Below are 16,086 nucleotides of genomic sequence, written 5' to 3' on the forward strand. Positions count from 1 at the left end.
AAGATTTGTCTAGAATCTTATGCCCCAAGGTTTTGCTATTGGCTTGCCTAAAGCGAAACAACAGAATTTTCGGTTGGAGCCTGGCCTATCCAGGCCTCCGTCCAAGACCGCAGGTGTATCGAAAGGTACTTAATCTTCCTGCGTAGACGGTGACAGAGCCTAAAGAATTTTTTTCTTTTTTATAAAAGAATGGTCTTTGCTGGATTCTGCTCACCGTGTTTCAGCGCTCTCACCGCGTGTTTCACAAGGTGCTGAGTGAAGTGAGTTCCGGGGATTTTCCCCGGCTAATCCAGGAGCAAAAAGCTAATGGCATTAAATCTTCAAGACAAACAAGCGATTGTTGCTGAAGTCAACGAAGTAGCCAAAGGCGCGCTGTCTGCGGTTGTTGCGGATTCTCGCGGCGTTACCGTTGATAAAATGACTGAACTGCGTAAAGCAGGTCGTGAAGCTGGCGTTTACATGCGTGTTGTTCGCAACACCCTGATGCGTCGCGTAGTTGAAGGCACTCCATTCGAATGCCTGAAAGACACGTTTGTCGGTCCTACCTTGATTGCATTCTCTAACGAACACCCGGGCGCTGCTGCTCGTCTGTTCAAAGAGTTCGCGAAAGCGAATGCAAAGTTCGAGGTTAAAGCTGCGGCCTTTGAAGGTGAGCTGATCCCTGCGGCACAAATCGACCGCTTGGCAACGCTGCCTACTTACGATGAAGCAATCGCACGCCTGATGGCAACCATGAAAGAAGCCGCTGCCGGCAAACTGGTTCGCACTCTGGCTGCACTGCGCGATCAGAAAGAAGCGGCATAAGCCACTGTCTTTCTTAGCCTTTGCTAACGTATTTAAACTATTTCTGAATTTTAGGAACAATTGTTATGTCTATCACTAAAGACCAAATCCTGGAAGCAGTTGCCGCTATGTCCGTAATGGACGTTGTTGAACTGGTTTCCGCTATGGAAGAAAAATTCGGCGTGTCTGCTGCTGCCGCTGTAGCTGTTGCTGCAGGTCCAGCTGAAGCTGCTGAAGAAAAAACTGAGTTCGACGTTGTACTGTCTGCTGTTGGTGGCAACAAAGTTGCTGTTATCAAAGCAGTACGTGGCGCAACCGGTCTGGGCCTGAAAGAAGCCAAAGACCTGGTAGAATCTGCTCCAGCAGTACTGAAAGAAGGCATCAGCAAAGACGACGCTGAAGCTCTGAAAAAATCTCTGGAAGAAGCTGGTGCTTCTGTTGAAGTTAAATAAGTTTAACTTCTCAGAGTACAGTCTGGCTTAACAGACTGATGGCTGGTGACTTTTTGGTCACCAGCCTTTTTGCGCTGTAGGGCGTCAGTAGAGTTTCACACTGTTTGGCTACTGGCTAACCCCAATATCTTTTTCTATCGACGACTTAATATACTGCTCCTTTTTGCCGCAGCCGAATCTGCCGCACGGCGCAATGAAATGATTTAAGAGTGATAGAAAAGAGGTATTGCGGAAAGTGTTCCCGCTTTCCGGTCGACAAAACGGTGTTGCATGAACCGTCCCCTATCCGGACGGACAGATAGGTTCGACTTTCCAGCGAGCTGAGGAACCCTATGGTTTACTCCTATACCGAGAAAAAACGTATTCGTAAGGATTTTGGTAAGCGTCCACAAGTTCTGGACATACCATATCTCCTTTCTATCCAGCTTGACTCGTTCCAGAAGTTCATCGAGCAAGACCCAGAAGGGCAGTACGGCTTAGAAGCCGCCTTCCGTTCTGTTTTCCCTATCCAGAGCTACAGTGGCAATTCGGAGCTGCAATACGTTAGCTACCGTCTTGGTGAGCCGGTCTTCGACGTCAAAGAGTGCCAGATCCGTGGTGTGACGTTCTCTGCACCGCTGCGCGTAAAACTGCGCCTGGTCATCTATGAGCGTGAAGCTCCGGAAGGTACGGTCAAAGACATCAAGGAACAAGAAGTCTATATGGGCGAAATTCCGCTCATGACCGAAAACGGTACCTTTGTAATCAACGGTACTGAGAGGGTTATCGTATCTCAGCTGCATCGTAGCCCTGGCGTATTCTTTGACAGCGATAAGGGTAAAACCCACTCCTCGGGTAAAGTGCTGTATAACGCACGTATCATTCCTTACCGCGGTTCATGGCTGGATTTCGAGTTTGACCCGAAAGACAACCTGTTCGTGCGTATTGACCGTCGCCGCAAACTGCCTGCGACCATCATTCTGCGCGCGTTGAACTACACCACTGAACAGATCCTCGACCTGTTCTTTGACAAAATTGTTTTCGAGATCCGCGATAACAAGCTGCAGATGGAGCTGGTTCCAGAGCGTCTGCGTGGTGAGACCGCTTCGTTCGATATCGAAGCCAACGGCAAGATCTACGTAGAGAAAGGCCGTCGCATCACCGCTCGTCATATCCGTCAGCTCGAAAAAGACGAAATTCAAAGTATTGAAGTACCGGTTGAGTACATCGCGGGCAAAGTGGTCGCGAAAGACTATATCGATACCAATACCGGCGAACTGATCTGCACAGCCAACATGGAGCTGTCGCTGGATCTGCTGGCCAAGCTGAGCCAGTCTGGCCACAAGCGTATCGAAACGCTGTTCACCAACGATCTGGACCACGGTGCGTACATTTCCGAGACCGTACGCGTCGACCCAACCAACGATCGTCTGAGTGCGCTGGTAGAAATCTACCGCATGATGCGCCCTGGTGAGCCGCCGACGCGCGAAGCCGCCGAAAGCCTGTTCGAGAATCTGTTCTTCTCCGAAGACCGCTACGACCTGTCCGCGGTTGGCCGCATGAAGTTCAACCGTTCTCTGCTGCGTGACGAGATCGAAGGTTCGGGCATCCTGAGCAAAGACGACATCATCGAAGTGATGAAGAAGCTCATCGATATCCGTAACGGTAAAGGTGAAGTGGACGATATCGACCACTTGGGCAACCGTCGTATCCGTTCCGTCGGCGAAATGGCCGAGAACCAGTTCCGCGTCGGTCTGGTGCGCGTTGAGCGTGCGGTGAAAGAGCGTCTGTCCCTGGGCGATCTGGATACCCTGATGCCTCAGGACATGATCAACGCCAAGCCGATTTCGGCGGCGGTGAAAGAGTTCTTCGGCTCCAGCCAGCTGTCTCAGTTTATGGACCAGAACAACCCGTTGTCCGAGATCACGCACAAGCGCCGTATCTCCGCACTGGGCCCGGGCGGTCTGACCCGTGAACGCGCCGGCTTTGAAGTTCGAGACGTACACCCGACTCACTACGGTCGCGTGTGCCCAATCGAAACGCCGGAAGGCCCGAACATCGGTCTGATCAACTCCCTGTCCGTGTACGCACAGACTAACGAGTATGGCTTCCTGGAAACCCCGTACCGCCGCGTGCGCGACGGCGTGGTGACCGATGAAATCAACTACCTGTCTGCTATTGAAGAAGGCAACTTCGTTATCGCTCAGGCGAACTCCAACCTGGATGATGAAGGCCGCTTCGTAGAAGACCTGGTCACCTGTCGTAGCAAAGGCGAATCGAGCCTGTTCAGCCGCGACCAGGTTGACTATATGGACGTATCGACCCAGCAGGTTGTCTCCGTTGGTGCCTCACTGATTCCATTCCTGGAACACGATGACGCCAACCGTGCATTGATGGGTGCGAACATGCAACGTCAGGCGGTTCCAACCCTGCGCGCCGACAAGCCGCTGGTAGGTACCGGTATGGAACGTGCTGTAGCGGTTGACTCCGGCGTTACCGCCGTGGCCAAACGCGGCGGCGTGATCCAGTACGTGGATGCTTCCCGTATCGTTATCAAGGTTAACGAAGACGAGATGTACCCGGGCGAAGCAGGCATCGACATTTATAACCTGACCAAGTACACCCGTTCTAACCAGAACACCTGCATCAACCAGATGCCGTGTGTGAACCTGGGCGAGCCAATCGAGCGCGGCGACGTGCTGGCGGATGGCCCTTCTACGGATCTGGGCGAACTGGCGCTGGGCCAGAACATGCGCGTAGCCTTCATGCCTTGGAACGGCTACAACTTCGAAGACTCCATCTTGGTCTCCGAGCGCGTGGTGCAGGAAGATCGCTTCACCACCATCCACATCCAGGAACTGGCGTGCGTGTCTCGCGACACCAAGCTGGGGCCTGAAGAGATCACCGCCGACATCCCTAACGTGGGTGAAGCTGCGCTCTCCAAGCTGGATGAATCCGGTATCGTGTATATCGGTGCTGAAGTGACCGGTGGCGACATTCTGGTCGGTAAGGTCACGCCGAAAGGCGAAACCCAGCTGACGCCGGAAGAGAAGCTGCTGCGTGCGATCTTCGGTGAGAAAGCGTCTGACGTTAAAGACTCTTCTCTGCGCGTACCAAACGGCGTTTCCGGTACGGTTATCGACGTGCAGGTCTTCACCCGCGATGGCGTGGAAAAAGACAAGCGTGCGTTGGAAATCGAAGAGATGCAGCTGAAGCAGGCGAAGAAAGACCTGACTGAAGAACTGCAGATCCTGGAAGCCGGTCTGTTTGCGCGTATCCACGCGGTGCTGGTTGCCGGCGGCGTCGAAGCCGAGAAGCTGAGCAAGCTGCCACGCGATCGCTGGCTGGAACTGGGCCTGACCGACGAAGAGAAGCAAAACCAGCTGGAACAGCTGGCGGAGCAATACGACGAACTGAAATCCGACTTCGAGAAGAAACTGGAAGCCAAGCGTCGCAAGATCACCCAAGGCGACGATCTGGCACCGGGCGTGCTGAAAATCGTCAAGGTTTATCTGGCCGTTAAACGTCAGATCCAACCGGGTGACAAGATGGCAGGCCGCCACGGTAACAAGGGCGTTATCTCCAAGATCAACCCGATCGAAGATATGCCTTACGATGAAAACGGCACGCCGGTAGACATCGTACTGAACCCGCTGGGCGTACCATCACGTATGAACATCGGTCAGATCCTGGAAACCCACCTGGGTATGGCTGCGAAAGGCATTGGTGAGAAGATCAACCAAATGCTGAAGCAGCAGCAGGAAGTGGCCAAGCTGCGTGAGTTCATCCAGAAGGCCTACGATCTGGGCGACGACGTTTGCCAGAAAGTTGACCTGAACACCTTCACCGACGACGAAGTTCTGCGTCTGGCAGAGAACCTGAAAAAAGGTATGCCGATCGCAACGCCGGTGTTCGATGGTGCGAAAGAGACTGAAATCAAGCAGCTGCTGGAAATGGGCGGGATCCCGACCTCCGGTCAGATTACGCTGTTCGATGGCCGTACCGGTGAGCAGTTCGAGCGCCAGGTTACTGTCGGCTATATGTACATGCTGAAACTGAACCACTTGGTTGACGATAAAATGCACGCCCGTTCAACCGGTTCTTACAGCTTGGTTACTCAGCAGCCTCTGGGTGGTAAAGCGCAGTTCGGTGGTCAACGCTTCGGTGAGATGGAAGTGTGGGCACTGGAAGCATACGGCGCGGCTTATACCCTGCAGGAAATGCTCACCGTTAAGTCGGATGACGTTAACGGCCGTACCAAGATGTACAAAAACATCGTGGATGGCGATCACCGCATGGAACCAGGCATGCCGGAGTCCTTCAACGTACTGTTGAAAGAAATCCGCTCGCTCGGTATCAACATCGAACTGGAAGACGAGTAATCGTCGTTCCGGCTCAGGCTCCCGGCCTTAGGGAGCCTGAGGGTGGTTGTTCAGGTCACACGGGTACCTACTGCGGTTGTGGGTACCCAACAGGTTTAACTCCGACAGGAGCCAATCCGTGAAAGACTTATTGAAGTTTCTGAAAGCGCAAACTAAGACCGAAGAGTTTGATGCGATCAAGATTGCTCTGGCATCGCCAGACATGATCCGTTCGTGGTCGTTCGGCGAAGTTAAGAAGCCGGAAACCATTAACTACCGTACGTTCAAGCCTGAACGCGACGGCCTTTTCTGCGCCCGTATCTTTGGGCCGGTAAAAGACTACGAGTGCCTGTGCGGTAAGTACAAGCGCTTGAAACACCGCGGCGTGATCTGCGAGAAGTGCGGCGTTGAAGTGACCCAGACCAAAGTGCGCCGTGAGCGCATGGGGCACATCGAGCTGGCTTCGCCGACTGCGCACATCTGGTTCCTGAAATCGCTGCCTTCGCGCATCGGTTTGCTGCTGGATATGCCGCTGCGTGACATCGAACGCGTGCTGTACTTCGAATCCTATGTGGTGGTTGAAGGCGGCATGACCAACCTCGAGCGCCGTCAGATCCTGACTGAAGAGCAGTATCTGGACGCGCTGGAAGAGTTCGGTGACGAATTCGACGCCAAGATGGGTGCGGAAGCCATTCAGGCCCTGTTGAAAAACATGGATCTGGAAGCCGAGTGCGAGCAGCTGCGTGAAGAGCTGAACGAAACCAACTCCGAAACCAAGCGCAAGAAGCTGACCAAGCGTATCAAGCTGCTGGAAGCGTTCGTACAGTCTGGCAACAAGCCGGAGTGGATGATCCTGACCGTGCTGCCGGTACTGCCGCCGGATCTGCGTCCGCTGGTTCCGCTGGATGGCGGTCGTTTCGCGACTTCGGATCTGAACGATCTGTATCGCCGCGTGATCAACCGTAACAACCGTCTGAAACGCCTGCTGGATCTGGCCGCGCCTGACATCATCGTGCGCAACGAAAAGCGTATGCTGCAAGAAGCGGTAGACGCCCTGCTGGATAACGGCCGTCGCGGTCGTGCCATCACCGGTTCCAACAAGCGTCCTCTGAAATCTTTGGCCGACATGATCAAAGGTAAGCAGGGTCGTTTCCGTCAGAACCTGTTGGGTAAACGCGTTGACTACTCCGGTCGTTCTGTTATCACCGTAGGTCCATACCTGCGTCTGCATCAGTGCGGTCTGCCTAAGAAAATGGCGCTGGAGCTGTTCAAACCGTTCATCTACGGCAAGCTGGAGCTGCGTGGCCTGGCCACCACCATCAAAGCCGCCAAGAAAATGGTTGAGCGCGAAGAAGCCGTCGTTTGGGATATCCTGGACGAAGTTATCCGCGAACACCCGGTACTGCTGAACCGTGCGCCAACCCTGCACCGTTTGGGTATCCAGGCGTTTGAACCGGTTCTGATCGAAGGTAAAGCTATCCAGCTGCACCCGCTGGTGTGTGCGGCCTATAACGCCGACTTCGATGGTGACCAGATGGCCGTTCACGTACCGCTGACGCTGGAAGCCCAGCTGGAAGCGCGTGCGCTGATGATGTCCACCAACAACATTCTGTCACCAGCGAACGGCGAGCCAATCATCGTTCCTTCTCAGGACGTTGTATTGGGTCTGTACTACATGACCCGCGACTGTGTTAACGCCAAAGGCGAAGGCATGGTGCTGAACGGTTCGAAAGAAGCCGAGCGCGTTTACCGTGCCGGTCTGGCGTCGCTGCATGCGCGCGTTAAAGTGCGTATCACCGAAGACGTCAAAACCGCAGAAGGCGAGTGGACGACCCAGACCAGCATTATCGACACCACTATCGGTCGCGCCATCCTGTGGATGATCGTACCTAAAGGTCTGCCGTACTCGATCGTTAACCAGCCTCTGGGCAAGAAAGCGATCTCCAAGATGCTGAACACCTGTTACCGCATCCTGGGCCTGAAGCCGACCGTTATCTTTGCCGACCAGATCATGTACACCGGTTTTGCCTATGCGGCCCGTTCAGGCGCTTCCGTAGGTATCGACGACATGGTTATCCCGGCCAAGAAAGCGGAGATCATCGAAGAAGCGGAAACCGAAGTTGCCGAGATCCAGGAGCAGTTCCAGTCTGGTCTGGTTACCGCCGGCGAACGCTACAACAAAGTGATCGATATCTGGGCTGCGGCGAACGAACGCGTTGCCAAAGCGATGATGGAAAACCTGTCGGTAGAAGACGTGGTTAACCGTGACGGCGAAGTGGAACAGCAAGTTTCCTTCAACAGCATCTTCATGATGGCCGACTCCGGTGCGCGTGGTTCCGCCGCTCAGATTCGTCAGCTGGCCGGTATGCGTGGTCTGATGGCGAAGCCGGACGGCTCCATCATCGAAACGCCAATCACCGCGAACTTCCGTGAAGGTCTGAACGTACTCCAGTACTTCATCTCCACGCACGGTGCGCGTAAAGGTCTGGCGGATACCGCACTGAAAACGGCAAACTCCGGTTATCTGACCCGTCGTCTGGTTGACGTGGCGCAGGACCTGGTAGTGACCGAAGACGACTGTGGCACTCACAACGGCATCCTGATGACTCCGGTTATCGAAGGTGGTGACGTTAAAGAGCCGCTGCGCGAACGCGTTCTGGGTCGTGTGACTGCAGAAGATGTCATCAAGCCGGGTACGGCTGACATCCTGGTGCCGCGCAACACCCTGCTGAACGAGAAGACCTGTGACCTGTTGGAAGAGAATTCTGTCGACAGCGTTAAAGTCCGTTCCGTAGTTAGCTGTGAAACCGACTTTGGTGTGTGTGCAAACTGCTACGGTCGCGACCTGGCACGTGGCCACATCATCAACAAAGGCGAGGCCATCGGCGTTATCGCGGCACAGTCCATCGGTGAGCCGGGTACCCAGCTGACGATGCGTACGTTCCACATCGGTGGTGCGGCATCTCGTGCGGCGGCAGAGTCCAGCATTCAGGTTAAGAACAAAGGTAGCCTGAAGCTGAGCAACGTTAAGTTCGTTATGAACGCAGCGGGCAAGCTGGTTATTACCTCACGTAATACCGAGCTGAAGCTGATCGACGAATTCGGCCGTACCAAAGAAAGCTACAAAGTGCCTTACGGCGCCGTGATGGGCAAAGGTGACGGTGCGGAAGTTAACGGCGGCGAAACCGTGGCTAACTGGGATCCGCACACCATGCCGGTCATCACCGAAGTGAGCGGTTTCATTCGCTTCGCCGACATGATCGACGGCCAGACCATTACTCGCCAGACCGACGAACTGACCGGTTTGTCTTCTCTGGTGGTACTGGACAGCGCAGAGCGTACCGGCAGCGGTAAAGACCTGCGTCCGGCACTGAAAATCGTTGACGCCAAAGGCGACGACGTATTGATCCCAGGTACTGATATGCCTGCTCAATACTTCCTGCCGGGCAAAGCGATTGTGCAGCTGGAAGACGGCATTCAGATCGGCGCGGGTGATACCCTGGCGCGTATTCCTCAGGAATCCGGCGGTACCAAGGATATTACCGGTGGTCTGCCACGCGTTGCGGATCTGTTCGAAGCGCGTCGTCCGAAAGAGCCGGCGATCCTGGCTGAAATCAGCGGGATTATCTCGTTCGGTAAAGAGACCAAAGGCAAACGTCGCCTGGTGATCTCTCCGTTGGACGGCAGCGACGCTTACGAAGAGATGATTCCGAAATGGCGTCAGCTCAACGTGTTTGAAGGCGAAGTTGTGGAACGTGGTGACGTTGTTTCCGACGGCCCAGAGTCTCCGCACGACATTCTGCGTCTGCGTGGTGTGCATGCGGTTACCCGCTACATCACCAACGAAGTGCAGGAAGTTTACCGTCTGCAAGGCGTTAAGATTAACGATAAACACATCGAGGTTATCGTTCGTCAGATGCTGCGTAAAGGCACCATCGTCAGCGCTGGTGGCACCGAGTTCCTGGAAGGCGAGCAGGCTGAAGTTTCACGCGTCAAGATTGCCAACCGTCAGCTCGAAGCTGAAGGCAAGATCCCGGCAACCTTCTCCCGCGATCTGCTGGGTATCACCAAGGCTTCCTTGGCGACCGAGTCCTTCATCTCCGCCGCATCGTTCCAGGAAACGACGCGCGTTCTGACCGAAGCTGCCGTAGCCGGCAAGCGCGATGAACTGCGTGGCCTGAAAGAGAACGTCATCGTGGGCCGTCTGATCCCAGCCGGTACCGGTTACGCTTATCATCAGGACCGCATGCGCCGTCGTGCACAGGGCGAAGCGCCGGTTGTTCCGCAGGTGAGCGCGGAAGAAGCGACAGCCAACCTGGCCGAACTGCTCAATGCAGGCAACCTGGGCGGCAGCGACGACGAGTAATCGTTGAACGCGCCGCGGGTCCGGCTTGCCGGACCCTCTGCCAGTAAACCGCTCCTTCGGGGGCGGTTTTTTTTGCCTCGTTCCGGAAGGGGCAATTTTTGCTACTATGAATAAGCCCCTGCTTGAGGGGGTAATGGTCTGCGCGCAAATACAAACTAAGGATTGTACAAATATGGACAGCCTGTTCACCTTTGAAAAACTTACCGCGAAACACTTGCCTTATCTGTATGAAATAAGATTTTCCGTCGAAGAGAACCCGCTTCACCCACACCAGATCCAATATCTTCAGAGAACTCAGGCGCTGGGTGATATCAACCAGGGCGGCGGCTGGATTTGTAAATACGGCGAAGATTATGCCGGCGTCGGCTTTGGTCTCTTTATTCCCGAACCGCTGATTGGCGGATTATTCGTCAAGCCGGAGTATCAGTCGAAAGGTGTTGGCTCTGCCTTACTGGATGCCGTGACGGCCTGGTTGTTCGACAATGGTGCAGAAGCAATCCATCTGACTACCGATCCAGGTTCCAGGGCTGAGGCGTTTTATCAGCGGCGTGGCTGGATTGCCATTGGCAAGGATGAATTTGGCCAGGCGGAACTGGTTAAACATAAAGGCGATAAATAATGAAAATCAAAGGACTGATAGCATTATTCCTGATTTGTCTTTTTAGCGCCCCCCTCCATGCGGCCATTGACTATTTTTATCTTAAAAAGAGCGATGGGCAGAAGGTCAGAGTCACGCTGCAGGAGTTGGAGGCGATGCCATCATCTTCGATTACAACCTCGACCAACTTCACGCCCGAGGCTGTTTTTACCGGCGTTGAGTTTACCGCGTTGGCCAAAAAATATGGGCTGACGGGAAACAGTGTTCGCGCTTTCGCCTGGGATGATTATTCATATTCAATGCCCGTCGTCGAGCTGGAAAAATACAAGGTCATTATCGCCTATAAGAAAAATAATGAGCTCATGGATATTTCTGAGTTAGGGCCATTTGCGATTATCTACCCTCGCGATAGCCACCCAGAGTTGAGCAACATTGAGGTGAATGCCAAAACCGTTTGGCAAATAAAAGCGCTAGAGGTTAAGTAAAATGAGTAAGAAACTTATCGGGACTCTTGCCACCCTGGTTGCGGCGCTGTTGCTGTTGATCTTATTGATCGCCGTAAACTTCGGCAGCGTTAAAGAGCGGTACAAACAGATTGAGCCCAATCTTGATAACTACTCTGTCGCTGAAATTCTCTTTTTGTCGTTCGAAAGGACGAAAACTGCGCTATTGCAGGGGGAAGAGGACAATTACGATAGTTTCATGCTGAAGAAAAAAATATTTGCATCAAAGATTGCCATTCTTGAAAGCCGTTCTACGTTAAGCGACTCTTTTTATTATGACGAAGAGTTTATAAAAACCGTTGCGGTTTTGAAGCGACAGTATGCCGAGCTGGATCAACTCAGCGTTGAACTGTTGCATGGCAAGAAAAAAAGAGCCGATATACTCTCCTTTATGGACAAGATGGAAGTCACCCTGGTCGATATTCAAGAAGTAATCTACAAAATACAGATAAGGAATTTCACTGAGGTTAAAAATATCATCAAAGATAATTCAGGTAAAACCGAACTGTTCGCCATGTTCTCGTTGGTGCTGATCTTTTTGATGATGTTCCTTATCTTGAAAAATGCGTTTTCGCTGAAGAAAATGGTGAAAAATAAGAATATATTTATTTCCTCAATCTATCATGAGATCGCCGGATCAACGCAGGCTATCGTGATTGCGGCAGATATCATGGAGCACGAACTGGTTCAGGATGCATTGAAAAAAGAAGCCAGGCTCATCTCGCACCATGGTAATAAAATAGCGGAGCAAACGCGCGAGGTGATGGATTACTCACGGATTGAGATGGGGGAGGTAAAGGTCAACGACTCCCTCTTCTCACTTAATGATGTGGTTGACGATGCCGTCGCTGCGGTGGGGGGCGGGGAAGGACGCAATAAATTTATTGTCCGGTATTCGTCTTATGCGGGTAAAATTCATGCGGATAAGTACAAACTGTACAGAATACTCGTCAACTTATTGGGTAATGCGGATAAATATACGCATCGTGGATCGGTTATCGTGAATGTGAAAATATGTAATGACCGTCTTTATCTTCTGGTGAAGGATAACGGCATCGGTTTTAACGTTAAAAATATTGATAAATTATATAAGGCATTTAATCAGGGGCTGGAGAGAGAGACGCGTCAGGGGCTGGGATTGGGGCTAACCATTATAAAGAATTATGTGACCAGGATGAAAGGCGCCATCAGAGTAAAATCGACCGAGGGCAAAGGGGCGTCATTCTTCATTTGCCTGCCAATAAAATCAGTTGAAAAATAAATGAGAAAGCAACAACGAAGAGATGATCAACGGCTTGGCCGGTTTTTCAACCAAATGTACGTCGTAGTTTAATATCATATCGCCTATGTTTTTCTCATAGTGGTTTAACTGGCCGGTCAGGATGATGATTTTCGCAGGCGGGGCCACCCGGTCTTTTATTTTTTCTACGACCTTTTCGGACGTCTCGCCGAAGTCTAATAGCCAATCAAGGATAAAGGCTTCGTAGAGGTACGGCTCCAGGCTATCGATGATCGCCGTCGCCGTTGGGAAGGTATCCGTTTCAATGCCGTATCGCGTGGTGATTTTCTTTAGCAATTCCAGTATGTCGTGATCGTTGTCGAGTATGGCTATCCTCGGCGCGGGCAAAAAATCTATTTTTCTGACCTTATACAGCTCTGCATCTGCGCTTTGATCTCTGCCGGTGTCAATAATAAAAAGATCGTCTTTCCTGAACGCATAGGTTTCCGCATCATCAAGGTGTTCTACCGGCTGGTCGTCAACCTCAATATTGCATCGTTTATGTATGTTGTTGAGGATGAAGACGCAGTTATGGGCTCTGCGTCCTTCAAATGATTCATTGAAGTATTGAAATACCTTGTTGATCTCGTCGAGAGTAATGCCTCTTTTGCCGTCCAGCTTCTGCTTGGCGCTGTTGTACTGGAGGTTCAGTATGCTCGCCATCGTCGATGCGTGTTTTCTGTCGCCAACCCCTTTCTGGGCCAGCAGTGTACTGATTGCATCCGCGTAATTTAGCGTTTTCTTCATGATCACCTCGATTTTTCTGATGTTGACCACGAGCATTTTTGCGTCCCGAGGCTGCCTGCCGGCTCGATTATAGATGAAGTCAGGGTGGCTGTGGTTATATCCACTTGATTTTATTAATTAAACTCAAATAACACTCAATTTAATTTAAAAAGACACTCAAAAGACATTCACATTTTATCGTCGATATGATTAATTAGCACTCATATGTGTGATTCGCGTTCCTGGGGGGGCTGCCAGTCTCACAAAATAAGCTGCCTGCACTCGTCTTCACGCCGAGTGCAGGCAGTAAAAAGACATACGGCCAACACCAGGGCCATTACAGCATCAGGGACTCACGGCATCGCTGCGACGTTGCTGATATTGCCGCACGCTGGCCACCACCACCTCCGGCGCTACCACGCCTTCCCGCCCCAAAATCACCGCCTGCGAAGTGCCCTGCGCGACGATCCTGTCACCCACGCTGAAGGTATGGGTCGCATAGAAGTAGCGCTCATCCCAGTGGGTAATGGCCATGCTGACCTGGTAGCGCTGAAACGGCCGCAGCGCCTTTTTATAATCCATGGTGTGTTGACTGACGATCGGCGACCAGCGTTGCTTCAGCATCAACGCCAGCAGGCCGGTGCGGATAAACAAATCGACCCGGTTCAAATCGCACACCGTCATATAGCGCCCGTTATTCATATGCAGATTGATGTCGATATCGTTCAGCCATACTCGGGTCGCCAGTCGGTTGGTGAGCGCATCCATCGACATGCGCGGTTTCCAGCATGACGAGATCAAGATCCAAAGCAGTCGCAGGTACAGGTTCATGGTGATTATTCCGCCGGGATGAAAGGTTAAATGTGGTCCAACCAGTTTGTTTTGTCAAAATATCCATCGGGTAGCCGGCAGCGGCGGCCGTAAAGGAGGGGGAGTCGCGCTGGAGGGCATCCGGCGCGATCCGAGGGTAAGGCGGGGCCGTCGAGAGGGTAACAGCCCCGGTCGGCGCCGGGTTTGGCGGCCGACAGGCTCACTATAACCGCGGCGATTGGCGGCGCCAGCGGCGTTGGCGGGCATTGCGCAGCCCGCCCATGGATTTTTCCGCAGCGCTGCAAGGTTTGCAGCTTATTGCGCGCCGCGCCCCAGATAACCGTCCCAGTCTTTCCACACCGGCTGCAGCCCGGCGTCGCTGATCGCCTGGGCAACCTGTTGCGGGCTGCGGCCGTCGTGCGGCTCGAATTGCTCCAGCTCCGGCGGCACGTCGTCGGCATAGCCGCCGGGCTGGGTCTTGGATCCGGCGCTGACGCTGTTGATCGCCACCGGGATCATGTGATCGCGGAAGAACGGCGACTCGCGGGTCGATAGCGAAAGCTCTACGTCCGGGGCGAACAGGCGGAAGGCGCAGATCAACTGCACCAGCTGCGGCTCACTCATGATCGACGCCGGTTCGATACCGCCGGCGCAGGGGCGCAGCCGCGGGAAGGAGATCGAATAGCGGCTCTGCCAATAGGTCTGTTGCAGATAGAACAGGTGCTCCGCCAACAGGTAGCAGTCGGTGCGCCAGCTGTTGGAAAGGCCGATCAACGCGCCCAGGCCGATCTTGTCGATCCCGGCGCGCCCCAAGCGATCGGGGGTGGCCAGCCGCCAGTAAAAGTCCTGTTTCTGGCCGCGCAGGTGGTGCTGCAGATAGGTGGCGGGATGATAGGTTTCCTGATACACCAGCACGCCGTCCAGCCCCAGCGTTTTCAGCTCGGCGTACTCCTCCTGCGCCAGCGGCTGCACCTCCATCATCAGCGAGCTGAAATGGCTGCGGATCGCCGGGATATGCCGGCGAAAATAGTCCATGCCGACCTTGCTCTGGTGCTCGCCGGTGACCAACAGCAGGTGCTCAAAGCCCAACGCCTTGATCGCCAGGCACTCACGTTCTATTTCCCCGGCGTCCAGCGTTTTGCGCTTGATGCGGTTGCTCATTGAGAAACCGCAGTAGGTGCAGTCGTTGGCGCACAGGTTGGACAGATACAGCGGTACGTAGAAGCTGACCACGTTGCCGAAACGCTGGCGGGTCAGCTGCTGTGCGCGCTGCGCCAATGGCTCCAGATAAGCGGCGGCGGCGGGGGAAATCAGCGCCATAAAATCGTCGCGCGTCAGCTTGTCCGCCTTCAGCGCATGCTCCACGTCGCGTGCGGTTTTGCTGTTGATGCGTAGCGAGATATCGTCCCAGTCCAGCTGCGCCAGGCGACTGCTGAAATCATCGGTCATCACTGCGCCTCCTCGGAGTGGGTGAGAAAAGCGGTCAGCGGGCTGGTGGCGGCGGCGCCGCGTTGGCTGCCGCCCAGCCCGGCCGCGCGCGCCAGCTCACCGGCCTCCAGCGCCAGGCGAAACGCCCGCGCCATCTGCACCGGATCGCGCGCCACGGCGATGGCGGTATTCACCAGCACCGCGTCGGCGCCCAGCTCCATCGCTTCCAGCGCGTGGCTCGGCGCGCCGATGCCGGCGTCGACCACCACCGGCACCCTGGCCTGTTCGATGATGATTTCGAGGAAATCGCGGGTGCGCAGGCCGCGGTTGGAGCCGATAGGCGCGCCGAGCGGCATCACCGCCGCGCAGCCCGCTTCTTCCAGCCGCTTGCACAGCACCGGATCGGCGCCGCAGTAGGGCAGCACCACAAAGCCGTCTTTCACCAGCGTTTCCGCCGCTTTCAGCGTCTCTATCGGGTCCGGCAGCAGGTATTTCACGTCGGGGTGGATCTCCAGCTTCACCCAGTGGGTGCCGAGCGCCTCGCGCGCCAGTCGGGCGGCGAACACCGCCTCGGCGGCGGTCTTGGCGCCGGAGGTGTTGGGCAGCAGGCGCACGCCCAGCTGCCGCAGCGGCGCCAGGATGGCGTCATTGCCGCCGCGCAAATCGACGCGCTTCATGGCCATGGTGACCAGCTGCGAGCCGGAAGCCTGCAGCGCCTCGAGCATCAGCGCCGGCGTGGCGAACTTGCCGGTGCCGGTAAACAGGCGGGAGGTAAAGGGAGTATCGGCGATTTTCAGCATG

Annotated in this window: 11 protein-coding genes; 7 read left to right on the forward strand and 4 right to left on the reverse strand. The window is 54.3% G+C overall.

What is annotated here, in order from left to right; genetic code table 11:
* The first annotated feature begins 306 nt into the window (after positions 1–306).
* The 7 genes from rplJ (at position 307) to CKW09_RS01325 (ending at position 12,303) form a co-directional block, all read left to right on the forward strand.
* Entirely contained in the window at positions 307–804 is a 498-nt protein-coding gene (gene rplJ / locus CKW09_RS01295; RefSeq protein WP_020828745.1) for a 50S ribosomal protein L10, read from the forward strand.
* Positions 805–869: 65 nt separating this feature from the next.
* The gene (rplL, locus tag CKW09_RS01300) at positions 870–1,235 is read left to right on the forward strand and encodes a 50S ribosomal protein L7/L12 (protein ID WP_004957744.1); all 366 of its coding nucleotides are present in this window, start codon (positions 870–872) and stop codon (positions 1,233–1,235) included.
* A 332-nt stretch (positions 1,236–1,567) separates the two neighbouring features.
* Entirely contained in the window at positions 1,568–5,596 is a 4,029-nt protein-coding gene (gene rpoB / locus CKW09_RS01305; protein ID WP_061800420.1) for a DNA-directed RNA polymerase subunit beta, read from the forward strand.
* A 118-nt stretch (positions 5,597–5,714) separates the two neighbouring features.
* Positions 5,715–9,941, forward strand: a complete 4,227-nt coding sequence (gene rpoC / locus CKW09_RS01310) for a DNA-directed RNA polymerase subunit beta' (RefSeq protein WP_061800422.1) — start codon at positions 5,715–5,717, stop codon at positions 9,939–9,941.
* Between the two features lie 172 nt (positions 9,942–10,113).
* Positions 10,114–10,560 carry a GNAT family N-acetyltransferase gene (locus CKW09_RS01315; protein WP_095099954.1) on the forward strand — a complete coding sequence of 149 codons (447 nt, stop codon included), beginning with the start codon at positions 10,114–10,116 and terminating at the stop codon, positions 10,558–10,560.
* A complete protein-coding gene (locus CKW09_RS01320; RefSeq protein WP_095095110.1) occupies positions 10,560–11,024 on the forward strand; it encodes an oxidoreductase in 465 nt (154 codons plus the stop codon). Before CKW09_RS01315 ends, CKW09_RS01320 begins: the two co-directional genes overlap by 1 nt.
* 1 nt (position 11,025) lies before the next feature.
* Complete coding sequence (locus tag CKW09_RS01325; protein ID WP_095095113.1) at positions 11,026–12,303, forward strand: sensor histidine kinase; 1,278 nt, start codon at positions 11,026–11,028, stop codon at positions 12,301–12,303.
* Here CKW09_RS01325 and CKW09_RS01330 read toward each other — a convergent pair.
* From CKW09_RS01330 to CKW09_RS01345, 4 genes are all read right to left on the reverse strand, one after another.
* A complete protein-coding gene (locus tag CKW09_RS01330) occupies positions 12,289–13,104 on the reverse strand; it encodes a helix-turn-helix domain-containing protein (protein WP_095095116.1) in 816 nt (271 codons plus the stop codon). The two genes, CKW09_RS01325 and CKW09_RS01330, sit on opposite strands and share 15 nt — an antisense overlap.
* A gap of 288 nt (positions 13,105–13,392) precedes the next feature.
* Complete coding sequence (locus tag CKW09_RS01335; protein ID WP_197701094.1) at positions 13,393–13,878, reverse strand: thioesterase family protein; 486 nt, start codon at positions 13,876–13,878, stop codon at positions 13,393–13,395.
* 294 nt (positions 13,879–14,172) lie between these two features.
* A complete protein-coding gene (gene thiH / locus CKW09_RS01340; RefSeq protein WP_061800426.1) occupies positions 14,173–15,306 on the reverse strand; it encodes a 2-iminoacetate synthase ThiH in 1,134 nt (377 codons plus the stop codon).
* Positions 15,306–16,085, reverse strand: a complete 780-nt coding sequence (locus CKW09_RS01345) for a thiazole synthase (RefSeq protein WP_061800429.1) — start codon at positions 16,083–16,085, stop codon at positions 15,306–15,308. The genes thiH and CKW09_RS01345 overlap by 1 nt, the downstream gene beginning before the upstream one ends.
* Between the last annotated feature and the right edge of the window lies 1 nt (position 16,086).

The organism is Serratia ficaria, from assembly GCF_900187015.1.
Taxonomy (GTDB): Bacteria; Pseudomonadota; Gammaproteobacteria; order Enterobacterales; family Enterobacteriaceae; genus Serratia; species Serratia ficaria.